Annotated in this window: 18 protein-coding genes and 1 pseudogene; 7 read left to right on the top strand and 12 right to left on the bottom strand. The window is 72.6% G+C overall.

Going from position 1 to position 23,171, the window contains the following annotated elements; all coding sequences use genetic code 11:
* From SLAV_RS09820 to SLAV_RS09805, 4 genes are read right to left on the bottom strand one after another with little or no spacing between them, the layout of a single operon-like run.
* Positions 1-1,050: a hypothetical protein gene (locus tag SLAV_RS09820; RefSeq protein WP_037687862.1), complete on the bottom strand. Its 1,050-nt coding sequence runs from the start codon at positions 1,048-1,050 to the stop codon at positions 1-3.
* Positions 1,047-1,964, bottom strand: a complete 918-nt coding sequence (locus SLAV_RS09815; RefSeq protein WP_051841190.1) for an N-acetylneuraminate synthase family protein — start codon at positions 1,962-1,964, stop codon at positions 1,047-1,049. The genes SLAV_RS09820 and SLAV_RS09815 overlap by 4 nt, the downstream gene beginning before the upstream one ends.
* Before the next feature lie 6 nt (positions 1,965-1,970).
* Positions 1,971-2,726 (bottom strand): acylneuraminate cytidylyltransferase family protein, encoded by a 756-nt coding sequence (locus SLAV_RS09810; RefSeq protein ID WP_051841187.1) that lies wholly within the window; start codon positions 2,724-2,726, stop codon positions 1,971-1,973.
* A 38-nt stretch (positions 2,727-2,764) separates the two neighbouring features.
* Positions 2,765-4,039, bottom strand: a complete 1,275-nt coding sequence (locus SLAV_RS09805; RefSeq protein WP_030234777.1) for a DUF6716 putative glycosyltransferase — start codon at positions 4,037-4,039, stop codon at positions 2,765-2,767.
* Between the two features lie 310 nt (positions 4,040-4,349).
* On the opposite strand from SLAV_RS09805, the gene SLAV_RS09800 reads away from it, so the two are divergent.
* Entirely contained in the window at positions 4,350-5,327 is a 978-nt protein-coding gene (locus tag SLAV_RS09800; protein WP_030234775.1) for a glycosyltransferase family 2 protein, read from the top strand.
* The gene (locus SLAV_RS09795) at positions 5,324-7,063 is read left to right on the top strand and encodes a polysialyltransferase family glycosyltransferase (RefSeq protein ID WP_051841185.1); all 1,740 of its coding nucleotides are present in this window, start codon (positions 5,324-5,326) and stop codon (positions 7,061-7,063) included. Before SLAV_RS09800 ends, SLAV_RS09795 begins: the two co-directional genes overlap by 4 nt.
* Before the next feature lie 100 nt (positions 7,064-7,163).
* On the opposite strand, the gene SLAV_RS09790 is transcribed toward SLAV_RS09795, so the two are convergent.
* Together SLAV_RS09790 and SLAV_RS09785 are read right to left on the bottom strand one after the other, a co-directional pair.
* Complete coding sequence (locus tag SLAV_RS09790) at positions 7,164-9,302, bottom strand: 3-hydroxyacyl-CoA dehydrogenase NAD-binding domain-containing protein (RefSeq protein ID WP_030234771.1); 2,139 nt, start codon at positions 9,300-9,302, stop codon at positions 7,164-7,166.
* Positions 9,299-10,525, bottom strand: a complete 1,227-nt coding sequence (locus SLAV_RS09785) for a thiolase family protein (protein WP_030234769.1) — start codon at positions 10,523-10,525, stop codon at positions 9,299-9,301. The genes SLAV_RS09790 and SLAV_RS09785 overlap by 4 nt, the downstream gene beginning before the upstream one ends.
* Positions 10,526-10,859: 334 nt before the next feature.
* Between SLAV_RS09785 and SLAV_RS09780 the strand changes: the two genes are divergently transcribed.
* Complete coding sequence (locus SLAV_RS09780) at positions 10,860-12,038, top strand: alpha/beta fold hydrolase (protein ID WP_030234768.1); 1,179 nt, start codon at positions 10,860-10,862, stop codon at positions 12,036-12,038.
* 31 nt (positions 12,039-12,069) lie between these two features.
* Here the strand turns inward: SLAV_RS09780 and SLAV_RS09775 are convergent, their stop codons facing one another.
* The 3 genes from SLAV_RS09775 to SLAV_RS09765 all read right to left on the bottom strand — a co-directional run bounded on the left by SLAV_RS09775 (position 12,070) and on the right by SLAV_RS09765 (position 15,122).
* Positions 12,070-13,350 (bottom strand): HRDC domain-containing protein, encoded by a 1,281-nt coding sequence (locus SLAV_RS09775; protein WP_030234765.1) that lies wholly within the window; start codon positions 13,348-13,350, stop codon positions 12,070-12,072.
* Positions 13,351-13,474: 124 nt separating this feature from the next.
* Complete coding sequence (locus tag SLAV_RS09770; RefSeq protein ID WP_030234764.1) at positions 13,475-14,137, bottom strand: helix-turn-helix transcriptional regulator; 663 nt, start codon at positions 14,135-14,137, stop codon at positions 13,475-13,477.
* Positions 14,138-14,465: 328 nt separating this feature from the next.
* Positions 14,466-15,122 (bottom strand): DUF3000 domain-containing protein, encoded by a 657-nt coding sequence (locus tag SLAV_RS09765; RefSeq protein ID WP_030234762.1) that lies wholly within the window; start codon positions 15,120-15,122, stop codon positions 14,466-14,468.
* A gap of 91 nt (positions 15,123-15,213) precedes the next feature.
* Here SLAV_RS09765 and hemE point away from each other — a divergent pair, with 91 nt between their 5' ends.
* Positions 15,214-16,278: a uroporphyrinogen decarboxylase gene (gene hemE, locus SLAV_RS09760; protein ID WP_030234760.1), complete on the top strand. Its 1,065-nt coding sequence runs from the start codon at positions 15,214-15,216 to the stop codon at positions 16,276-16,278.
* A gap of 40 nt (positions 16,279-16,318) precedes the next feature.
* Positions 16,319-16,516: pseudogene (locus SLAV_RS43635) on the top strand (DUF7638 domain-containing protein); the annotation flags it as partial.
* 22 nt (positions 16,517-16,538) lie between these two features.
* On the opposite strand, the gene SLAV_RS09755 reads toward SLAV_RS43635, so the two are convergent.
* A complete protein-coding gene (locus SLAV_RS09755; protein WP_030234758.1) occupies positions 16,539-17,921 on the bottom strand; it encodes an FAD-dependent oxidoreductase in 1,383 nt (460 codons plus the stop codon).
* 75 nt (positions 17,922-17,996) lie between these two features.
* Positions 17,997-19,016: a DUF4349 domain-containing protein gene (locus SLAV_RS09750; RefSeq protein ID WP_063760331.1), complete on the bottom strand. Its 1,020-nt coding sequence runs from the start codon at positions 19,014-19,016 to the stop codon at positions 17,997-17,999.
* Positions 19,017-19,155: 139 nt separating this feature from the next.
* Here SLAV_RS09750 and hemG point away from each other — a divergent pair, with 139 nt between their 5' ends.
* A complete protein-coding gene (gene hemG, locus SLAV_RS09745) occupies positions 19,156-20,628 on the top strand; it encodes a protoporphyrinogen oxidase (RefSeq protein WP_234333741.1) in 1,473 nt (490 codons plus the stop codon).
* 23 nt (positions 20,629-20,651) lie between these two features.
* Positions 20,652-21,365 carry a hydrogen peroxide-dependent heme synthase gene (gene hemQ / locus SLAV_RS09740; protein ID WP_030234751.1) on the top strand — a complete coding sequence of 238 codons (714 nt, stop codon included), beginning with the start codon at positions 20,652-20,654 and terminating at the stop codon, positions 21,363-21,365.
* 110 nt (positions 21,366-21,475) lie between these two features.
* Here the strand turns inward: hemQ and SLAV_RS09735 are convergent, their stop codons facing one another.
* Entirely contained in the window at positions 21,476-23,107 is a 1,632-nt protein-coding gene (locus SLAV_RS09735) for an alpha/beta hydrolase (RefSeq protein WP_030234749.1), read from the bottom strand.
* Positions 23,108-23,171 lie beyond the last annotated feature (64 nt).

Here is a 23,171-nt window from a genome sequence, read left to right as displayed (position 1 = left end):
CTAGGAGAGCGTCCTCGCCCGGCCGTTCGGCTGCGGCGGGATCCGGGCCAGGCCGTGCCGGTCCACCGCCAGGGCGGAGATCCGCCGCAGGAAGTCCACCGAGCGCTCCGCCGTGTCGGGGGTGATCCAGGCATCGTCTATCTCGCACAGCTCCACCCGCACCGGCGAACTGCCCAGCACGATCGGGAGGGTGTACGCAACGGTGGACGCGAAGGTCAGCACGGACTGCCCGATGGGCTCGGTCAGCGCGGTCAGTTCCAGGGGCAGTTCGGGGTGGACGATCTCCAGGCCCGTGGCCACGGCGATCCGCTCCAGCTTCTGCGGGCTCTCCCGGCGGTGCGCCAGATAGCGGCCCGCCGCGCGGGAGCGGGCGATCCAGCCGATGGCGTCGATGTACCGGTCCTGGTCGACGACCCCGGTCTCCACGAGGGAGCTGCCCGCCAGGTCGGCCCCGGGGCGCACCCGGACGGGCCCGAAGGTCTCCCGGCTCCAGGCGTAGTCGTTGGGCCGCACCTCGGTGCCCGGGGGAGCGGTCACGGGCATGCAGGTGAAGAAGACGGCGCGCTCCAGTCCCTCCCGGGCCAGCCAGCGGTTGACGGGGCCGCCCTTGGCGGCGGAGGGCTTGAGGTCGCCCTGGTGCCACCGGGTCAGCTGCTGCCCGTACGTCAGCAGGCTGACCAGTTCGGTGGTGGCGGTGCCGTCGTCCACCACGACGACCTCGCGGGCCTTGGAGCGGGGCAGCAGGAGCTGGATGGTGCGGGAGAACAGGTCCCCGATGACCAGCCGTTCGGCCGCGGCCACCGCCCGGCCCAGGCGCATCAGTTCACCCGCCCGCCCCAGGTAGCCCGCGCGGACCTCGTAGCGCCGCCAGGCCACCTTGGCCTGGGAGGCGAACCGGCACAGCCGGCGGACCTGCGCGCGCGAGCGCGGGTCCGTCGGCTGGAGGACGGCGACGGTGAGGGACGCTGCCTCGCCCGGGTGGACGTGGGCCCACTCCAGGACGTTCAGTAGTTGAGCCGGGCTCTCCACCAGGGCGAGGGTGTCGCTCATGCCGTGGTCGTCACGCCCTCGGCGGGGAGGGTGTGCTGGACGCGGCGGAGCTTCTTCATGGGGCCGAGCTCGGACGCGTAGACCTTCTTGACGCCGTCGCCGAGGGCGGTCTCGATGGTGCGGATGTCGCGTACGAGGCGGGCGAGGCCGCCGGGTTCGACGGAGGCGGCCTGGTCGGAGCCCCACATGGCGCGGTCGAGGGTGATGTGCCGCTCGACGGCGCAGGCACCCATGGCGACTGCGGCCACCGTGGTCTGCAGGCCGGTCTCGTGGCCGGAGTAGCCGACGGGCACGTTCGGGTAGGCCGCCTCCAGGCTGTTGATGACCCGCAGGTTCAGCTCCTCGGCCTTCGCCGGGTAGGTGGAGGTGGCGTGCAGCAGCACGATGTTCTCGCTGCCGAGCACCTCGACGGCGTGCCGGATCTGCTGCGGGGTGGACATGCCGGTGGACAGGATGACCGTCTTGCCGGTGGCGCGCAGGGCGAGCAGCAGTTCGTCGTCCGTCAGCGAGGCGGAGGCCACCTTGTGGGCGGGGACGTCGAACTTCTCCAGGAAGGTGACGGCCTCGGTGTCCCAGGGGGAGGCGAACCAGGCGATGCCGCGCTCGCGGCAGTGCTCGTCGACGGCGCGGTACTCGTCCTCGCCGAACTCGACGCGGTGGCGGTAGTCGATGTACGTCATCCGGCCCCAGGGGGTGTCGCGCTCGATGTCCCACTGGTCGCGCGGGGTGCATATCTCGGGCGTGCGCTTCTGGAACTTCACCGCGTCACAGCCCGCGTCGGCGGCCGCGTCGATGAGCGCCAGGGCGTTGGCGAGCTCACCGTTGTGGTTGATCCCGATCTCGCCGATCACATAGGTGGGCCGGCCCGTGCCGACCTCCTTGTTCCCGATCCGGCGGATCCGGTTGCTGTGCACCACTGTTCAGAGTTCCTTTCCGAGGTACTGCGAGGGGGCCGGCGACGACGGGGCCGCCGGGGTCTGCTGCGGGTCCAGGAGGGGCGCGAGGGCGCGGGCCCGGTCGAGGTCGCCGGGCTCGTCGATCTCGATGGCCCGCTCCGGTGCGGTGGGGACGAGCTGGGTCCGGCCGAAGAAGCGGTGGCCGTGGCGGCGGAAGCCGTCGGCGCGCATCGCGTAGACGGCCCCCGACTCCAGGTATTCGGGCGTACGGTCCTGGCGGCGCTGGCGTACGGCGCTGTCGTGGTTGACGCCGTGCGCGCGGTGGCCGGGTCCGGTGCCGGGCTCGGCGGTCCACAGGAAGCCGTGGAAGGGCACGGCGGTGAACGCGGAGTCGGCGCCGTCGCGCACCACCGCGTGGACCGCCGCGTCCACCTCCTGCGCGGTGACGAAGGGGCTGGTGCACTGGACGAAGACCAGGACGTCCACGGGTTCCCCGTGCCGTTCCTCCAGCCGGTCCAGCGCGTGCAGCAGCGCCGATTCGCTGGAGGCCTCGTCGGAGCCCAGCTCGGCGGGGCGCTCGACCACCTCCGCGCCGGCCGCCCGGGCCGCGGCGGCGATCGCCGCGTCGTCGGTGGACACCGCGACCCGGGTCACGTGGACCGCGCCCAGGCAGGCGCGCACGGCGCGGGCGACGAGGGGGACCCCGCCGACCTCGGCGACGTTCTTGCCGGGGATGCCCTTGGAGCCGCCCCGGGCGGGTATGACGGCGGTGACGTTCACAGGGTTCTCTCCGGAGGCGGGTTCGGTGCGCGGGGCGGTCACACGCCGCCCCACTGCTGGATCTTCGGCGCCACGCGCTGGACGCCGAACTGGTAGGCGACCTTCAGGACGCGGCGCGAGGTGCGCCGCATCGGCCCACTGGAGCGCGCCGTGGCGCCCGCTCCGGGGGAGCCGTCCGGGTTCAGGCCCCGGCGGCGCAGCAGCGCGCCGACGTACTCGGGGGCGCTGTCGGCCGTGTAATAGGGGGATATCGGGGGCAGCGGACGGTCCAGCAATTCCCCGATCCGCGTCCGCAGTTCGCCGAACGGGTCCACGGCGCGGATTCCCTGGTCGGCGGTCCAGGACTCGTGCGCGAGCGGGGCCGCGCCCTCGTCTATGGCGGACCAGTCGGTGACGCAGCCGGAACCGACGAAATAGTGGTTCCCGTGTATTTCCCGCACTCCCAGATCGCTCAGGATCGCGGTGGGCATTCCGCGGTGCATCGATTCGAGGGCGGCCGTGGAACTGACCGTCACCAACAGGTCGGTACGGTCCAGGGTTTCCGACATGTTGCCGTAGACGAAATGCAGATTGCGGGGCAGCGGTTCTTCCAGCTGGTCCGCGAGGACCTGGTAGTGGTGCGCTTCGACGTGGGTGGTCGCCTCGCCCGGCTTGCTGCGGAGTTTCACGAGGACGTCGCGTCCCGGGCGGAGCCGCGCGTGGGATATCGCCCGGCGCAGCATGTAGAGGCGGCCGTTGCGGTCGGCGGGCACCGAGGGCTGCACGGCGAAGCACACCGTATAAGGGTGCCGGGCGTGCGTCCGGTTCGGGTCGTAGGGCCTTTGGTCGAGGAAGGGGAGGGCGGTCTGGACGATGCAGGAGCCCGGAATTCCGAGGGGTTCGTAGACCTCGCTGAACCGCCGTCGGTCGAAAGGGCTGTTGGCGAGGACGATATCGGCGCCGGCGCGCAGCAGCAGACCGTCGGCCATTTTCTCGTAGACGACGCCGACGTATCCGGTCATGAGGACCGGCCGGCGGACGGCGCCGCGGAACCGGGCGGCCAGCGCGTGCAGGGCGGCATGGGTCGAGCCGCCGACCGTGCCCAGGATGACGAGGTCCGCCGCGTCCAGTTCGGGGGCCGCCGCGAACTCGGGCAGCGTGGACTCGGTGATGGAGGCGGGGGTGATGCCCACCTCGGCCAGCTGTCGCGCCGTCGGAGTGCTCCTGCCGCGCAGCATGTGGGCGTGCACCTCACTGCCGGGAGCCAGGCCCACCGCCAGCCCCGCACCCCATTTCCAGCGGGTGTCGGAGTCTGCGAGCACGTGGATGCGCACTGGTGATTCCCGGGTCGGTGGGTGGTGTCCAACTGCCGTCGACACGACCGCGGCTGGGCGCTTGCCGGCGGGTTTGCCGCGCGGCCCGTTAGACCTTACATGCTGATCCGATCCTTACGTGTCACGGAAAGGCCTCGACGGGCGGGGGAGTTGTACGTCACACCGGGGTGATTGTACGGGGGCTTCGAGTGGTTCTGTCATGATGGCGGCGCGTTACTTGATCGTAGGCTGGAGGGGGCGTGCGGGGTGCCGGTCCCGGTCGCCTCCCGGGGGGTGTGTGGACGAAATGGGAATGAGGTGAGTACTTTCGATGGTGACCCTTTCGGTAATCGTTGCCATGTGTGACGTGCGGGACTACTGTCGGACGGCACTCAAGTCCTTGGCGCTGAATGCCAGGGAGGATTTCGAGTTCATCGTCGTGGACGACGGTTCCGTTGACGGGACTTCAGAGATACTCCGGGAAATGGTGCCGCGGATCCCCGGCGCCGTACTGATCCGCAACCCGTACAACCTGGGAATCTCGGCCACCCGGAACATCGGCCTCTCGGCAGCGCGCGGCCGTTTCTTCACCTTCCTCGACGGGGACGACTGGTACGCCCCCGGATATCTCGCACAACTCGTCGGCTGGATGAGCGAGTCGGGCGTCGATTTCCTGCGCACCGGCCATGTCCGGGTCTACGGCAGGAAGCGCAAGATAGTCATGGCGCCGCTCGCCCCGCGGGCCCTTCCGCTGAATCCCGTGGATTACATCGGCCCGGTGGACGCCTCGACCTTCATGGACTACCCGCAGTCCTGGGCCGGCATCTACGACCGCGAGCGCCTCCTGGAAGCCGACGCGCTGTTCTTCGACGAGAGCCTGCGCACCGCCGAGGACCGCCCGTGGTTCTACAAGCTGCACCTGCGGACCCGCTCCTTCGGAGTCGTCGACCTCCACGGCATCTTCTACCGCCGTGATGTGTCCACTTCACTCACCAAGGTGCCGGACGAACGGCAGCTCGACTTCCTTCCCGCCTTCCGGCTGATTTTCGATGAGCTCGACCGGCACCCACGCGGATATGAACTGTCGTTCAAGGCCATGCGAACTCTCTGCGCACTCATCGTGATTCACATGGACCGCGCCGAGTCGTACGACGAACTCATCCGGGGCCTGCTGCCGGAACGCAGCGCGCAGACCCTCCGGGACCTCCCCCAGGACGTCCTGGAGGGGACGCTGTCAGGAATGGACGCCGCACGCGTGAACAAGCTCAGGGCACTGATGTCCCGGCACCAGGGCGCCGCCGCCCGATGACCCGGATATTCGCCGCCTCCACCCTCTACGGCGCCATGACGGTGGCCGCCGCCATCGAAGCGGGCCAGCTCGGCCAGGACGACCGCGAGCGCATCCTGCTCGTGTGCAACAACGTCGACATCCCCGAGGTCGCCACCCCGCTGCACCGGATGCCCGGCGCCGCCGCCGTGCTCGCGCGCTTCCACCGGGTCGTCTACTGGAACGACCTCATCTACCCCTTCCACCCCGCCCTGTGGTCCCCCCGGGACGAGGACGCCCCGCTGTGGCGCACGGTCATGGCGGAGAAGATCGGCATCCGGCCGGGCCCCCTGGAACTCGTCGTCGAGTCCATCCAGGTCAAACCCGCCCAGACCCTCTGCAAGATCTTCTCGGACGCCACCCTCGCCGTCTACGCCGACGGGGTCATGAGCTACGGCCCGACCCGCAACGACCTGCCCCGCTCCCTCCACGGCCGGATCGCGCAGGTCCTCTACCTGGACCTCGTCCCCACCCTGCTGCCCATGCTCCTCACCGAGTACGGGATCCCCTCGCAGCCCGTGCACACCGGCGCCGTCCTCAAGCTGATCGCCGAGGTCACCCGCGAGTGCGCGCCGATCCTCGACCGGGTGATCCCGCCCGCGCTGGCGCGGCTCGGCCCGGACACCGCGCTCCTGCTCGGCCAGTACCTCTCCCCGCTCGGCATCCTCACCGAGGAGGAAGAGGAGGAGCTGCACCTGCGCATGTTCCGGCACGCCCTGGCCCTCGGCCACGGCGCCATCGTCTTCAAACCGCACCCCAGCGCCCCCTCCAGCCTCGCCGACACCCTCGGCGAGGCGGCCCGCGAGTCGGGCGTGCCCTTCCTGGTCCTGGACGTACCGGTGCTCGCCGAGACGGTCTTCGAGTACCTGCGCCCCCGTCAGGTCATCGGCTGCTTCTCCACCGGCCTGTTCACCGCACGGGCCCTGTACGGGATCCCCGTCGCCCAGATCGGCGCCCTGGAGGTGATCCGGCGGATGCGCCCCTACGCCAACAGCAACCGCATCCCCGCCACCCTCACCCACGCCCTGCTCCCCGACCTGGACGCGCCCACCGGCGCCGCGGCCGACCGGGTGCTGGACGTCGAGCACATCCGCACCGAGGTCACCCCGTACGTCCAGGCCGTCGGCTACTGCATGCAGCCCAAGCGGTACGCCTTCCTGCGCCCGGTCGCCGAGGCGTACGTCGCGGCCGCCGTCGACCAGTGGGAGGGCCGCCCCGAGCTCTCCATGCACTTCAACGAGCGCACCCGGACCCGGCTGGAGCTGCCCGGCCCGCGCACCTGGAAGTGGCGCCGGGGCAAGGGCTGGACCCTGCGCGCCACCGGCGAGCGCACCGAGCCGGACGACGTGCCCTTCACCGACATCACGCTCAGCGGGTTCGCCTCCCTCGTGGAGGCCAAGGACGACCGGGGCGTCCTGGAGGTGGGCGCGCGGCTGCTCGCCGAGCACGAGAACCTCGACCTGCTCATCGGCATGGCCCAGGCCCACATCCGCCGCAAGGAGACCGACCAGGCCAGGCGGCGGATCGAGCGGGCCTTCGAGATCTCCGAGGAGAGCGGGCGCGCGCTGGTCTGGCTGAGGATCGCGGAGACCGCCGCGAAGCTCGGCAAGCCCGGCGACGACCTGCGCCGCCGGGCGGGACAGCGGGCACTGAGCATCAACCCCGCGTCGCCCGCGGCCCAGCGGCTGGTCAAGAGCGGCCGCCTCGGCCGCCGCTGACGGCCCCGGGGCCGCTCCCGGGACACCGGGAACGGCCCCGGGCACGCGAACGGCCCGTCCGCACCGGGTGCGGACGGGCCGTTGCGCGGAGCGCCGTGGGTTACGCCGGGACGCTGGCGACACCCGGGGCGAGGAACTTCTTGCCGTTCACCCGCTCCGAGACGCCCTCACGGTCCAGGTACGGCGTGATGCCGCCCAGGTGGAAGGGCCAGCCGGCACCCGTGATGAGGCAGAGGTCGATGTCCTGGGCCTCGGCCACGACACCCTCCTCCAGCATCAGGCCGATCTCCTGGGCGACCGCGTCCAGGACGCGGTCGCGGACCTGCTCCTCGGTCAGGACGGAGTCGCCCTGGACCAGGAGCGCGGCGACCTCGGGGTCGAGCTCCGGCTTGAAGCCGTTCTCCGCGTTGTAGACGTAGAAGCCGCGCTTGCCGGCCTTGACCACGGCCGCCAGGTTCGGGGAGACGGTGAAGCGCTCCGGGAAGGCGCGGTTCAGGGTCTCGGAGACGTGCAGACCGATGGCCGGGCCGACGAGCTCCAGCAGCACCAGCGGGGACATCGGCAGGCCGAGCGGCTCGATGGCCTTCTCCGCCGTGACGACCGGGGTGCCCTCGTCGATGACGTTCTGGATCTCGCCCATGAAGCGGGTCAGGATGCGGTTCACGACGAACGCCGGGGCGTCCTTGGTGAGCACCGCGGTCTTCTTCAGCTTCTTGGCGACACCGAAGGCCGTGGCCAGCGAGGCGTCGTCGGTCTGCTCACCGCGGACGATCTCCAGCAGCGGGAGGATCGCGACCGGGTTGAAGAAGTGGAAGCCGACCACGCGCTCCGGGTGCCGGAGCTTGGAGGCCATCTCCGACACCGACAGCGAGGAGGTGTTGGTGGCGAGGATCGCGTGCGCCGGGGCGACCGCCTCGACCTCCGCGAACACCTTCTGCTTGACGGACATCTCCTCGAACACGGCCTCGATGATGAAGTCCGCGTCCGCGAAGCCCTCGGCCTTGTCGAGCACACCGGTGACCAGGGCGGTCAGGCGGTTGGCCTTGTCCTGGTTGATGCGGCCCTTGCCGAGCAGCTTCTGGATCTCGGCGTGGACGTAGCCCACGCCCTTGTCCACGCGCTCCTGGTCGATGTCGGTGAGGACCACCGGCACCTCCAGGCGGCGCAGGAACAGCAGCGCCAGCTGCGAGGCCATCAGGCCCGCGCCGACGACGCCGACCTTGGTGACCGGACGGGCCAGGGACTTGTCCGGGGCACCGGCCGGGCGCTTGGCGCGCTTCTGGACCAGGTTGAAGGCGTAGATGCCCGAGCGCAGCTCGCCGCCCATGATGAGGTCGGCCAGGGCCGTGTCCTCGGCGTCGAAGCCGGCCTGGAGGTCGCCGGACTTGGCCGCGGCGATGATGTCCAGCGCGCGGTAGGCGGCCGGAGCGGCGCCGTGCACCTTGGAGTCCGCGATGGCGCGGCCCTTGGCGACGGCCGCGTCCCAGCCCTCGCCGCGGTCGATCTCCGTGCGGACGACCTCGGTCTCGCCCTTCAGGACCTTCGCGGTCCAGATCAGGGACTGCTCCAGGAAGTCCGCACCCTCGAAGAGGGCGTCGGCGATGCCGAGCTCGAAGACCTGCTTGCCCTTGAGCTGTCGGTTCTGGTTGAGCGAGTTCTCGATGATCACCGAGACCGCGCGCTCCGCGCCGATCAGGTTCGGGAGGAGGGCGCAGCCGCCCCAGCCCGGGACCAGGCCGAGGAAGACCTCGGGCAGCGAGAAGGCCGGGATGGCCTTGGAGACGGTGCGGTAGGTGCAGTGCAGACCGACCTCGACACCGCCGCCCATCGCCGCGCCGTTGTAGTACGCGAAGGTGGGGACGGCCAGCGCCGCGAGGCGCTTGAAGACGTCGTGGCCGCCCTTGCCGATGGCGAGCGCCTCGTCGTGCTTCTTCAGCAGCTCGACGCCCTTGAGGTCGGCGCCTACCGCGAAGATGAACGGCTTGCCGGTGATGCCCGCGCCGACGATGGTGCCGGCGGCGGCCTCCTGCTCGACCTGGTCGATCGCCGCGTTCAGGTTGGCGAGGGACTGCGGGCCGAAGGTGGTCGGCTTGGTGTGGTCGAAGCCGTTGTCCAGCGTGACGAGCGCGAAGCGCCCGGCGCCGAACGGCAGGTCCAGGTGACGGACGTGCGCGGACGTGACGACCTCGTCCGGGAACAGCTCGGCCGCGCCCTTCAGGAGCTCAGCGGTGGTGCTCACTTGGAGTCTCCCTCGGCGTTGAAGTTCGGGTTCTCCCAGATGACCGTGGCGCCCATGCCGAAGCCGACGCACATGGTGGTCAGGCCGTAGCGGACGTGCGGCTGCTCCTCGAACTGGCGGGCCAGCTGCGTCATCAGACGCACGCCGGAGGAGGCGAGCGGGTGACCGAAGGCGATGGCGCCGCCGTACTGGTTCACGCGGGCGTCGTCGTCGGCGATGCCGTAGTGCTCCAGGAAGGCGAGCACCTGCACCGCGAACGCCTCGTTGATCTCGAACAGGCCTATGTCCTCGATGGACAGGCCGGCCTGGGCGAGGGCCTTCTCGGTGGCCGGGATCGGGCCGTAGCCCATGACCTCCGGCTCGACACCCGCGAAGGAGTACGAGACCAGGCGCATCTTGACCGGGAGGTTGTTCTCCCGGGCGAAGTCCTCGGACGCGATGATCGCGGCGGTGGCACCGTCGTTGAGACCGGCGGCGTTGCCCGCGGTGACCCGGCCGTGCGTACGGAACGGGGTCTTCAGGCCGGCCAGGTTCTCCAGCGTGGTGCCCGGGCGCATCGGCTCGTCGGTGGTGACCAGGCCCCAGCCCGTCTCACCGGCCGCCTCGTTGGTGTTGCGCACCGAGATCGGGACCAGGTCCTGCTGGATCTTGCCGTCGGCGTACGCCTTGGCGGCCTTCTCCTGCGAGCGCACGGCGTACTCGTCGGCGCGGAGCTTGGTGATCGTCGGGTACCGGTCGTGCAGGTTCTCGGCGGTCATGCCCATGAACAGGGCGGACTCGTCGACCAGCTTCTCGGAGACGAAGCGCGGGTTCGGGTCGACGCCCTCGCCCATGGGGTGGCGGCCCATGTGCTCGACACCGCCGGCGAGGGCGACGTCGTAGGCACCGAAGGCCACACCGCCCGCGACGGCGGTCACGGCGGTCAGCGCGCCGGCGCACATGCGGTCGATGGAGTAGCCCGGGACCGACTGCGGGAGGCCCGCGAGGATGCCGGCGGTACGGCCCAGCGTCAGGCCCTGGTCGCCGATCTGCGTGGTCGCGGCGATGGCGACCTCGTCGATCTTCTTGGGGTCCAGGTCCGGGTTGCGGCGCAGCAGCTCCCGGATCGCCTTCACGACGAGGTCGTCGGCGCGGGTCTCGTGGTAGATGCCCTTCGGGCCCGCCTTGCCGAACGGGGTGCGGACGCCGTCGACGAAGACGACGTCCCTGACGGTACGAGGCACGTTGGCTCTCCTCCAGGTGCGGGTGTGCACTGCTGCGCGGGGGCGGCCCGGCCGATGTGGCTGAGCGCCCGCTCACCCGGCCCATGCTACTTGCGGGTAACCCATGTGCACACCCCCTCCCCGAACAGCGGCGAAGGTCACACCGGCCCGCACGCCGCGAGCCCCCTCGCGCCCCCGTCGCACGCCCGGCCGATCGGAGCGCCCCGGGCTACCCGAACGGGTCGGACATCCGGCCCCACGGCCGCGTCGGCGGCCCCGGTCGCACGCCTTTGCGGATTCTGACCCGGTCCCGGGCGCCCGCCCCGGACCCGGCCGACGGAACGGACCCCCCGCAATGGGCGCACCTGTCCTCACGGACTACTACGTCGAACACAAGTCCACGATCCCGGCGAACGCCGGCGAACTCGTCAAGCTCTTCGTGCGCAGGCGCAACGGCACGCACGGCGGCGGTCCGTCCAGGCCCGTCCTGATGCTCCACGGAAGGAGCGTCCCGGCCCTGGCCGGTTTCGATCTCCAGTACAAGAAGTACAGCTGGGCCGAGGAGCTGGCGAAGAAGGACTTCGACGTCTTCGTGATGGAGCTCCAGGGCTCCGGGCTGTCGACCCGCCCGAAGATGGACGACCACAAGAACGTCAGCCCCGCACCCGCGCAGCGGGCACTCCTCTCGCCCCACCCGAACGCGACCCCGTACACGGGCCCGGTGACCTACGCCTCCCAGCTCAACAACTCCCAGAGCGACTGGGACGAGGTCGACAGGGTGGTCGACTTCATCCTCGCGGAGACGGGCGCCTCCAAGGTCGACCTCATCGGCTGGTCGGCGGCCGCCCAGCAGTTCGGGCCCTACGCCATCCAGCACCCCGGCAAGGTCCGCAGCCTCTTCCTGCTGGCGCCGATCTTCCCGCCGAACGGCAGGGCGAGCGCGACCGGGACCGACTTCGGCGCGCCGGTGCCGCTGCCCGTGTCCCTCCCCGCGGCGGCCTTCGGCTTCCCGATGACCGTCGGTACGAAGGCCGGCCTCGACGCGTCGTGGGGCAACGACCTGAAGTGCCCCGACCAGCGCGAGCCCGGGATGGTCGACGAGGTGTGGAAGGCCATCATGGCCGTCGACCCGGTCGGCGCCGGCTGGGGAGGACCCGCCGGACCCCCGCAAGGGCTCAACCGCATCCGGAACTCGTACTGGTGGGGCTGGAACAAGACCACCGTGCCGCTGCACGACGTCCTCGGCGGAAGCGTGCCGGTGTGCCTCGTGTACGGGGAGCACGACTCGATCGTGAACACCGATCCGAGCCTGGGTCTGCTGTACTTCTCGGTCCCCGAGCTCTACAAGGCCATCAAGAAGCCGAAGAAGCTGATGTTCCGGATCGCCTGCGCGGGGCACCAGGCGCCCTGGGAGCGGGTGGCGAACGACGTGCACACGATGTCCGAGCACTGGCTCAAGCAGGGCAAGGTCGACGGCGCGGAGACCGGGAGCTACTACCGGGACGTGGACGGGGCCCTCACTCCCCTGGAGTGAGGGCCCCGTCCACGCCCGGCGGTCGGCCGGGTCAGGCCGTTGCCGCGAGGGCCGTGACCAGCACGGGCGTCACCTGTTCGATCTGCCAGGGACGGGCGCCGTAGCCGGCGAGGGCCTCGGCGACCGTGCCGGGCTCCAGCCGCTGCGGGGGCTCCCAGCACAGCCGGCGCACGGTGTCCGGAGTGATCAGGTTCTCCTGGGGCAGGTTCAGCCCCTCCGCCAGCGCAGAGACGGCGCTGCGGGCGGCGGACAGGCGCGCGGCGGCGGCCGGGTCCTTGTCCGCCCAGGAGCGCGGCGGCGGCGGGCCCGACGGGGTCGCCCCCGGCTGCGGCAGCTCGTTCTCGGGCAGGGCCTTGGCCCGGTCCACGGCGGCCATCCACTGGTCCAGCTGGCGCCGGCCCATGCGCTGTCCGTACCCGGGCAGCGCCGACAGGGCGTGGACGTTCGCGGGGAGGGCCAGGGCCGCCTCCACGATCGCCGCGTCGCCGAGCACCTTGCCGGGGGAGACGTCCCGGCGCTGGGCGATCCGGTCGCGGGACTCCCACAGCTCGCGGACGACGGCCATCTGCCGGCGCCGGCGCACCTTGTGCATGCCGGAGGTGCGGCGCCAGGGGTCCTTGCGCGGCGGGGCGGGCGGCGCGGAGGCGATCGCGTCGAACTCCTGGCGGGCCCACTCCAGCTTGCCCTGCCGGTCGAGTTCCTTCTCCAGCGCGTCCCGCAGGTCCACCAGCAGTTCCACGTCGAGCGCGGCGTAGCGCAGCCACGGCTCGGGCAGGGGGCGGGTGGACCAGTCGACGGCCGAGTGGCCCTTCTCCAGTACGTAGCCCAGCACGCTCTCGACCATCGCCCCGAGGCCGACCCGGGGGAACCCGGCCAGCCGGCCGGCCAGCTCGGTGTCGAAGAGGGAGGTGGGGGCCATGCCTATTTCGCGCAGGCAGGGCAGGTCCTGGGTGGCGGCGTGCAGGATCCACTCGGTGCCGGACAGCGCCTCTCCCAGGGAGGAGAGGTCCGGGCAGCCGACGGGGTCGATCAGCGCGGAGCCGGCCCCTTCGCGGCGCAGCTGCACCAGGTAGGCGCGCTGCCCGTAGCGGTATCCGGAGGCGCGTTCGGCGTCGACGGCCACGGGTCCGGTGCCTGCGGCGAAGGCCGCGACGACCCGGGCCAGCCCGTCCGCGTCGGCCACGACCGGGGGGATCCCCTCGCGGGGTTCTAGCAACGGAACAGGCAGCCCATCGGACGAAACCTCTTCGTCCGGGGGGCCGCCCCCGGTGGTGGTGCGCAGGCCTGCTGCGGTCTCTTGGGCGTCGGTCACCGGTCAAGGGTATCCGTGGATGTGACGCGCCCGTCGCCGGAACGTTCCGTCGACGGGCGCGAGGAGGAGCGGGCGGGCGGCTCCCGGGGTTCCCGGAGTGGTCTCCGGGGGCCTCGGGGGAGGATCAGTGGATGATCCCGGTCCGCAGTGCGACGGCGACCATGCCGGCCCGGTCGCCGGTGCCCAGCTTGCGGGCGATCCGGGCGAGGTGGGACTTGACGGTCAGGGCGGACAGGCCCATCGAGACGCCGATGGCCTTGTTGGACTGGCCCTCCGCGACGAGGCGCAGGACCTCGACCTCACGGCCGGAGAGCTCTCGGTAGCCGCCCGGGTGGCTCGGGGCACCCGGGGGGCGGCGGTGCATACGGGCGGCGGCGGCACCGATGGGGGCGGCGCCGGGCCGGGTGGGGAGCCCGATGTTGGTCCGCGTACCGGTGACGACGTAGCCCTTCACGCCGCCCGCGAGGGCGTTGCGCACGGCGCCGATGTCGTCGGCGGCGGACAGCGCCAGGCCGTTCGGCCAGCCGGCGGCACGGGTCTCGGAGAGCAGGGTGAGACCGGAACCGTCGGGCAGGTGGACGTCGGCCACGCAGATGTCGCGCGGGCTGCCGACGCGGGGGCGGGCCTCCGCGATGGACGACGCCTCGATCACGTCACGGACTCCGAGGGCCCACAGATGGCGGGTCACGGTGGAACGGACGCGCGGGTCGGCGACGACGACCATGGCCGTCGGCTTGGTCGGGCGGTAGGCGACCAGGCTTGCGGGCTGCTCAAGAAGAACGGACACCTAGGCCTCCTGGGGGAGTGGCGGGACGGCCGGCTGGGGGAAGGAAGCCGGTGCGAACCGTGCGGATGGTCACTGACTCCTTCGGCACGTCACCCGCCCGGCTTTAGGGAATGATCACGATTTGGTGAGTAACAATTCGGGCAATTCGGACGCACGATCGATCAAGGGATGATCAGAAGGCCGCAATCCGCGCACCATTTCGACAGCCCGTTGCGCACGCGATCGGTCGTACCCGGGTGCCGGAGCGCCGTACGGGATCCCCGGACACCGCCGGACGGCCCCGGCCGACCCCTCGGGGAGCGCCCGGTGACCGCGGGGTGACCGCTTCCTAGGGGTGGTGCGGACCGCGCCGCTGCGGCAGGGACACCACGCCCGTGGCGGTGTCCGTCGGCCCGACCGGGGGCAGCCCCGCGATCTGGCACAGCAGCTCGCACCAGGCCGCCAGGTGCGAGGGGGTGTCCGGCACCCCGCCCACGCCCTCGCGGGGGGTCCACGAGGCCCGGATCTCGATCTGGGTCGCCGGACGGCGCTCCCGCAGCCCGCCGAAGTAGTGCGAGCTCGCCATCGTCACGGTGCCGCTCGCTTCCCCGTACGCCAGCCCGCGGGCCTCCAGCGCCCCCGTCAGCCAGGACCAGCACACCTCCGGCAGGAGCGGGTCCGCGGCCATCTCCGGCTCCAGCTCCGCCCGTACCAGCGTCACCAGCCGGAAGGTGCCCTGCCAGGCGTCGTGCCCGGCGGGATCGTGGAGCAGGATCAGCCGGCCGTCGGCCAGGTCGTCCTCCCCCTCCACGACCGCCGCCTCCAGCGCGTACGCGTAGGGGGCCAGTCTCTGTGGCGGCTTCGTGGGGTCGATCTCGATCCCGGACCGCAGCCGTGCCTTCTTCAAGCCGTCGACCGCCCGGCGGAAAGGGAGCGGGACCGAGCTCTCCTTCGCGCTGTCCGTACCGTCAGCGCCATCTGAAAATCGTCCCTGAGCCGCAGCCATGCCGGGAAGACTAGGCGGAACGGGAGCCCCGGCGGCGCAGGGACACCCGTGCCGGGCCGGGCACTTCTTCATACGTGCGAAGATTTGCCGCGTGAGCGCCAATACCCGCCCCACGGGCCAGCTGAGTCAGACGTACGATTCCGCCTTCCTGAAGGCGTGCCGGCGGGAGCCGGTCCCCCACACCCCCGTGTGGTTCATGCGGCAGGCGGGCCGCTCACTCCCCGAGTACCGCAAGGTGCGCGAGGGCACGGCCATGCTGGAGTCCTGCATGCGCCCCGACCTGGTCACCGAGATCACCCTGCAGCCCGTGCGCCGGCACGGCGTCGACGCGGCGATCTTCTTCTCCGACATCGTGGTCCCGCTGAAGGCCATCGGTGTCGACCTGGACATCAAGCCGGGCGTCGGCCCGGTCGTCGCCCGCCCGATCCGCCGCCGCGAGGACCTCGCACAGCTGCGCGACCTCACCCCGGAGGACGTCCCGTACGTCACCGAGGCGATCGGCATGCTCACGGGTGAACTCGGCGGCACGCCGTTGATCGGCTTCGCGGGCGCGCCTTTCACCCTCGCGAGCTACCTCGTCGAGGGCGGTCCGTCCAAGAACCACGAGCACACCAAGGCCCTCATGTACGGGGACCCGGAGCTGTGGGCCGACCTGCTGGACCGCCTCGCCGAGATCACCTCGGCCTTCCTCAAGGTCCAGATCGAGGCCGGCGCCTCCGCGGTCCAGCTCTTCGACTCCTGGGTCGGCGCCCTCGCCCCGGCGGACTACCGCCGCTCGGTGATGCCGGCCTCGGCGAAGGTCCTCGCGTCCGTCGCCTCCTACGGGGTCCCGCGCATCCACTTCGGCGTGGGCACGGGCGAGCTCCTCGGCCTCATGGGCGAGGCCGGCGCGGACGTCATGGGCGTCGACTACCGGGTCTCGCTGGACGAGGCCGTCCGCCGCGTCGGCCCCGGCAAGGCGCTCCAGGGCAACCTGGACCCCGCCGTCCTCTTCTCCACCACCGAGGCCGTCGAGGCCAAGACCGACGAGGTCCTGGCCGCCGCGGCGGGCCTGGAGGGCCACGTCTTCAACCTGGGCCACGGCGTCCTGCCGACGACGGACCCCGACGCGCTGACCCGCCTGGTGGAGTACGTCCACACCAAGACCCGGCGCTGACCCGCTTCCGTACACCGAGACGTCGGTACTGTGCCGGGGCATGACATGGCACGGGCCGACGTTTCGCATGTCCGACGGGGAAACCGTCAACGGGGTCTGGCGCCTCGTCTGGCGCCGCCACGAGTTCGACGGCGAGCACTACCCGGATCACGTCTTCGTCTGCGCGGACGGCCGGATCACCGTCGGCCCGTACGAGGCCACCGACCTCGCCGGACTGCGTGAGCGGCTGGCCGCCGGGAAGGTCGCGCCGCCGCCCCGCCTCAGACCCCCGCCGCCCGGACCGCCGAGACCGCCTTGCGGGCGGCCACCAGCACCGGGTCCCAGACCGGGGAGAACGGCGGGGCGTAGCCCAGGTCCAGGGAGACGACCTGGTCCACCGTCATCCCCGCCGTGAGGGCGACCGCCGCCACGTCCACGCGCTTCGCGGCGCCCGCACCGCCGACGATCTGGACGCCGAGGAGCCGGCCCGTGCGGCGCTCCGCGAGCATCTTGACCGTCATCGGCTCCGCCCCCGGGTAGTAGCCGGCCGTGTTCGTGGAGGCGATGGTGACCGTCACGAAGCGCAGGCCCGCCTCCAGGGCGTCGCGCTCGCGCAGCCCCGTACGGGCGATCTCCAGGTCGCAGACCTTGCTGACGGCCGTGCCGACCACCCCGGGGAAGGTCGCGTAGCCGCCGCCCACGTTCGAGCCGATCACCTGGCCGTGCTTGTTGGCGTGCGTGCCCAGCGGGATGTGCCGGGTACGGCCCGCGACCAGGTCCAGCACCTCCACGCAGTCCCCGCCCGCCCAGACCTCCTCGTGGCCGCGCACCCGCATCGACAGGTCGGTCAGCAGACCGCCCGAGGTGCCCACGGGGAGGCCCGCCGCGCGGGCGAGGGCGGTGCGGGGCTCCACGCCGATGCCGAGGACCACCACGTCCGCGGGGTACTCGTCGCCGGCCGCCGTGGCCACCGCGACGGCCCGGCCCTCCTCGTCGGTGAGGATCTTCGTCACCTCGGCGCGGGAGACCGTGACGATCCCCATCCGGTTCATCGCACCGTGCACGAGCCCGCCCATGTCCGGGTCCAGGGTGGCCATCGGCTGCTCGCCCCGGTGCAGCACGGTGACCGCGTAGCCCCGGCGTACCAGGGCCTCCGCCATCTCCACGCCGATGTACCCCGCGCCGACCACCACCGCCCGGCGGCCCGGGGAGCGCTCCAGGTCGTCCATCAGGCGCCGGCCGTCGTCCAGGGTCTGCACCCCGTGCACCCCGTGCGCGCCGATCCCCGGCAGGCGGGGGCGCACCGGGCGGGCACCGGTCGCCAGGACCAGCTTGTCGTAGGCCGTCCAGGACTCCGCGCCGCTCTCCAGGTCCCGGGCACGCACCCGCCGGCCGGGCAGGTCCAGCTCCACGACCTCCGTCCGGGTGCGCAGGTCGATGTCCCGGGCCCGGTGCTCCTCGGGCGTACGGGCGATCAGCTCGTCCCGTCCGGCCACCTGCCCGCCGATCCAGTACGGGATCCCGCACGCCGAGTACGAGGTGAAGTGCCCCCGCTCGAAGGCGGTGATCTCCAGCTCCGCCGGGCCCTTCAGCCGCCGGGCCTGTGACGCGGCGGACATCCCCGCCGCGTCACCGCCGACCACCACCAGTCGTTCCTTCGCCATCGTCCGTCCCGTCCCGTCCCGTCTCGTCCCGCGGCCGTCGTCGGCCCGGGGTCCACGCTACGGGCGCGGGCGCGCTCAGCCCTCGGGATCGGCCGGGGCCGCGTCGGAGGCGGGTGCGTCGGCCCCCGCGGACACCGGCCGGCGGGGCACCTGAGCCGGGACGCGGCCCGGCTTCGTCGCGGCGGGGCGCAGCCGGCGGTACAGGCGGAACCCGAACAGGGCCAAGGCGGCCGTCACCGCGAACGGCAGGACCACGGCGACGGCCAGCGCCAGGTACCGCACCACCGTGACGAACACCGACCAGCCGCCGCTCAGGGCGTCTCCGAACGAGGGGGCCTCCTTCTCCCGCGCCTTCGGCTCCACCTCGGCCGGCTCCGAGACCGACACCGTGATCGTCCCCAGGGAGGTCTGGTCCTTCAGGGCGGTCTGCTGCGCGATCAGCGACTCCAGGTCCGACTGGCGCCGGCTCAGCTCGCTCTCCAGCATGACCACGTCACTGAGCGCCGAGGCCTTGTCCATCATCTCCCGCACCCGGGCGACGCTGGCCCGCTGCGACGCCACCCGGCTGTCGACGTCGGCGACCTTCTGGGTCACGTCCTGCGCCTCGACCTTCCGGCCCAGCAGCTTTCCGCTGCCCTCCAGGGCGCCGATCACCGCGTCGAAGCGTTCGCCCGGCACCCTCAGGGTCAGCGTGGAGGTGAGCCGGCCGTCCGCGGCGCGCTGGGTGGACTCGTTGCCCACGTACCCGCCCGCGCCGTCGGCCGCCGTACGGGCCGCGGTGAGGACCTTCTGCGGTTCGGCCGTCTCGATCGAGAGGGTCCCCGTACGGATCACGTTCGGACGGACCGCCGCCGGCGGCTGCGCGGCGCCCTTGGCGTCCGTCCCCGCCGGACCCGCCGCCGGGGCCTGTCCGGCCGCCGCGCCGGCGCCCGGCGCGCCCTCGTTCCGGGCCGCCGGGGCCACGGCCGCCTTGTCCGCGGACCCGCCGGAGCCGGCGGCCCCGCAGCCGGTGAGCGTGAGGACCCCGGCCAGTGACAGCGCGGCCAGCGCCGCCGCCGTACGGCGTCCGGTGTCGGGCGTTTGGGTCGAGCGCATCGTCAGTACCCCCCGGGGATCGGCTGATGTCGCCGCTTCGACGTCGAACCCGCCGCCGCGGGTTCCGTGCGCACGGCTTCGGAGCGGTCCCGATGCGGTCACGTTCCGGCCTCGCCGGGGGGTCTGAGAGCATGTGTCCATGCACGAAGCGGACATGCGTACGGACCGGCAGGCCCCCACCCGCCACGTCGTCGTCATCGGCGGCGGCATCTCGGGTCTCGCGGCCGCCCACCGGCTGCTCGCCGACGGCGCCCGCGTCACCCTCCTGGAGGCCGGCCGGCGCCTCGGCGGCAAGCTGTACGCGGGCGAGCTCGCCGGGCTCCCCGTCGACCTGGGCGCCGAGTCCGTCCTCGCCCGCCGCCCCGAAGCCGTGGACCTCGCCCGGTCCGTCGGGCTCGGCGACGCGCTCCAGCCGCCCGCCACCGCCACCGCCCACCTGTGGACCCGGGGCGCGCTGCGCCCGATGCCGCGCGGCCACGTCATGGGCGTGCCCGGCGACACGGCCCCGCTCGCCGCCTCCGGCGTCCTGTCCGCCGAGGGCCTCGCCCGCGTTGCCGCCGACACCGGCCTGCCGCCCACGGAGGTCGGCGACGACGTCGCCGTCGGCGCGTACGTCGCCGCCCGGATGGGCCGCGAGGTCGTGGACCGGCTGGTCGAACCGCTGCTCGGCGGGGTCTACGCGGGCGACGCCTACCGCATCTCGATGCGCGCCGCCGTCCCCGCCCTCTTCGAGGCCGTGCGCACCCACCCCACCCTGACCGGGAGCGTCCGCGCGGTGCAGACGGCGGCCGCGGAGCGGACCACCGTCACCGGCGCGGCGGCCACCGGAGCCTTCTTCGCCGGGATCTCCGGCGGCATCGGCCGGCTGCCGCTCGCCGTCGCCGACGCCTGCCGGGCCGCCGGGGCGCGGATCCTGACCGGCGCCGAGGTGAGCGGGATCGCCCGGACGCCCGTGGGCTGGCGGATCACGACCGCCGACGAGGTCCTCGACGCCGACGGCGTGGTCCTCGCCGTCCCGGCCGGGCCCGCCGCCGCCCTGCTCGGCGCGCTCGCCCCGGCCGCGGCCGCCGCGCTGCGCGAGGTCGAGTACGCCTCCATGGCCCTGGTCACGATGGCCTTCCGGCGCTCCGAGCTGCCCGCCGCGATCACCGGCGGCGACGCCAGCGGCTTCCTCGTACCGCCCGTCGACGGCCGGACGATCAAGGCCTCCACCTTCTCCAGCAACAAGTGGGCCTGGGCCGGAGCCGATCCGGACCTGTTCCTCCTGCGGACCTCCGTCGGCCGGCACGGCGACGAGGGGGACCTGAAGCGGGAGGACGCCGAGCTGGTCGAGGCCTCCCTCGGAGACCTCGGCGAGGCCGTCGGCCTCACGGCCCGGCCGGTGGCCTCCACCGTCACCCGCTGGGACGGCGGACTGCCGCAGTACCCCGTCGGCCACCTCGCCCGGGTCGCCCGGATCCGGGCCGCCGTGGCGCAGCTGCCGGGTCTCGCCGTCTGCGGAGCCGTCTACGACGGGGTCGGGATCCCCGCCTGCGTCGCGAGCGCCGGCAAGGCCGCCGACGCGGTGACGGCCGGGACGGCCGCGATGGCCACCCCTGGCACGGACCACTGATCAGCACACGGGACAATGGACACATGACTGCACCAGAGAAGATCCCCAATGCGGGGAAGAAGGCGAAGGACCTCAACGAGGTCATCCGTTACACCCTGTGGTCCGTCTTCAAGCTGAAGGACGTCCTCCCGGAGGACCGCACCGGCTTCGCCGACGAGGTCCAGGAGCTCTTCGACCAGCTGGCCGCCAAGGACATCACCGTCCGCGGCACCTACGACGTCTCCGGCCTGCGCGCCGACGCCGACATCATGGTCTGGTGGCACGCGGAGACCGCCGACGAGTTGCAGACCGCGTACAACCTGTTCCGCCGCACCAAGCTGGGCCGCGCCCTGGAGCCGGTGTGGTCGAACATGGCCCTGCACCGCCCGGCCGAGTTCAACAAGTCCCACATCCCGGCCTTCCTGGCCGACGAGGTCGCCCGCGACTACGTCAGCGTCTACCCCTTCGTGCGCTCGTACGACTGGTACCTGCTGCCGGACGAGGACCGCCGCCGCATGCTCGCCGACCACGGCAAGATGGCCCGCGGTTACCCGGACGTGCGCGCCAACACCGTCGCCTCGTTCTCGCTGGGCGACTACGAGTGGCTGCTGGCCTTCGAGGCCGACGAGCTCTACCGCATCGTCGACCTCATGCGTCACCTGCGTGCCTCCGAGGCCCGGATGCACGTCCGCGAAGAGGTGCCCTTCTACACCGGGCGCCGCAAGTCCGTCGCCGATCTGGTGGCCGGACTCGCCTAGACCTCCCCTGGGGGGAAGGACCGGAGGGCCGCTCGTGACACAAGAGCGGCCTCCGGGGATCGGGAGGCCCTGCCCCCGAATCGACGCAGCCGGAGACCCCGCCCGGAAGTTCAGACGACTGGTGGCAGCAGCCCCCTGGGAGCGCTTGCTGCCCGGTCGTCCAGCGACACCGGTGCGGGCTCCGGATGCGGCGCACACGTGACGCGCCACCCCGGGGTGGCGCCCGTGAGCAGGTACCGCTCCACCCGCCGGTCCACGCAGCCGTTGCGTCCGCCGGTCACCCCGTGGGTGCCCGCCCCCTCCTCCGTGACCAGCGAGGCCCCGCCGCCGAGCCGCCGTTGCAGCTCCAGCGCACCCGGGTACGGGGTCGCCCCGTCCCGCTCCGCCGCCACGATCAGCGTGGCGGGCAGCCGCCCCGGCCCCGCCCCGACGTCGGCGGGCCGTTGCCGCGCGGCCACCGGCCAGGAGGCGCACGGAAGGTTCAGAAAGGCGTTGGGCCAGGTCTCGAAGGGCGCGCGGCGGGCCAGTTCGGTGTTGTCGCGGTCCCAGGTCTCCCAGTCGGCGGGCCACGGGGCGTCGTTGCACAGCACCGCCGTGTACACGGCGGTCGCGTTCTCCGCCTCCGCCGCCGTCCGCGGATCGCGCGCGGCCTGCCGCGTCAGCGGACCCGCGTCCCCGCGCAGGAAGGCCGCCAGGGCCGCGGCGCGCTCCGGCCAGACCTCGTCGTAGTACGCCGTCTGCAGGAACGCGGCGTGCAGTTCGCCGGTCCCCACGACCCCGCCCGCCGGATTCCGGGCCACCGCCGCGCGGACCCGCTCGTAACCCGCTCGTACCGCCCCGGGCGTGGCACCGAGCCCGTACACGGAGTGGTGCCGGGCGGTCCAGGCGAGGAAATCGGCCCAGCGGCGCTCGAAGGCGGGCGCCTGGGCGAGGTTGTCGAGGTACCAGACGCGGCGCGGATCGGGGTCGACGGCCGAGTCGAACACCATGCGGCGCACCTGGTCCGGGTAACGGGTCGCGTACACCGCGCCCAGGTAGGTCCCGTACGAGGCCCCCACGAAGGTCAGCCGCCGCTCGCCGAGCGCGGCCCGCAGCACGTACAGGTCACGGACGTTGTCCAGGGTCGTGTAGTGCGCGAGGGCGGCGCCCGCGTGCCGGGCGCAGCCCCGCGCGTAGGCCCGTGCGGCGGCGAGCCGCTCCCGCTTGTAGGCCGGTGAGGGCACGGCCGGGACCTGGGTGGGGCCCTTCGGCCGCTCGTCCGGGTCCAGACAGGACAGCGGGGCCGGACCGCCCACTCCGCGCGGGGCGTAGCCGACGAGGTCGTAGGCGGCCGCGATCCGGCTCCACGCGGCCCGGCCCCCGAGCAGCGGGAAGTAGGTCCCCGACGCCCCGGGGCCGCCCGGGTTGTACACGAGCGAGCCCTGCCGGACGGCGTTCCCGCGGCCGGTGGCCGGGACCCGGCTGACGGTGAGGGAGATCTGCGGGCCCCCCGGGCGGGCGTAGTCCAGCGGGACCCGCAGCGCCGCGCAGCGCACGGGCCCGGGCAACTCCTCGGCGGCGGGGCAGGGCCCGAAGCCGAGCCGGGAGGCGCCGGCCCGGCGGGCGGCCAGCTCGGCCCCGGCGTCCTCGGCGGCGGTGCGGGCGTCCCGGGGCGCGGCGGTCGCGGCGGGGGCCGGGACGCACAGGGCGAGGGAGAGGAGCACGGCGGCGGCTCCGTAACGGTGTGCACGCCTCGTCCGCATCGCGACCCCTTCGTCTCATCGTCCGATCCGATGAGATGTCAAGGGCGTACCGCTGTACAGGCCC

Origin of the sequence: Streptomyces lavendulae subsp. lavendulae, assembly GCF_002803845.1 — a bacterium.
Taxonomy (GTDB): domain Bacteria; phylum Actinomycetota; class Actinomycetes; order Streptomycetales; family Streptomycetaceae; genus Streptomyces; species Streptomyces lavendulae.
Note: the sequence above shows the minus strand (reverse complement) of the source record. Positions and strands in the feature narration are given on the sequence as shown.